Source organism: Adlercreutzia equolifaciens, from assembly GCF_029076695.1.
Classification (GTDB): domain Bacteria; phylum Actinomycetota; class Coriobacteriia; order Coriobacteriales; family Eggerthellaceae; genus Adlercreutzia; species Adlercreutzia equolifaciens_A.
In genome coordinates this window covers 1-308 of record NZ_JARFIK010000315.1, presented here as the reverse complement: position 1 = coordinate 308, position 308 = coordinate 1, and the positions used below count along the sequence as shown (strand labels likewise).

Annotated in this window: 1 protein-coding gene; it reads right to left on the bottom strand. The window is 64.0% G+C overall.

All coding sequences use genetic code 11. The annotated features are described in order from the left end of the window. A partial coding sequence (locus PZH32_RS12550) for a hypothetical protein (RefSeq protein ID WP_275208578.1) occupies positions 1-308 on the bottom strand: 308 nt, incomplete at both ends.

Sequence of the window (308 nt, the reverse complement as noted above, 5' to 3'; positions counted from 1 at the left end):
GCCAGAAACAGCGCGATGGCGCCCACGTAAGCCGCCACGGCCACGCGCGACGAAATTCCGCCCTCACGAACCTGCGGTGACGTCTGCAGCCCACGGACAGTCATAAGAACGGCAACAAGAATCGCCCCGAGCAGCAGGGCGAAGAGAAAGGCGTCGCTGAGGGCCAACGCCTGAGGAGCCCCGGAGAAGTAGTAAAGCGTCGGAGTATAGGCCGGCAACGTCAAGACGAACGCCGCCAGGGCGCCATGAATCGGGCGCAGAACAAACGGCATCGACGACGGATCGCCCGCTGCCCAGCTGGGTATTGC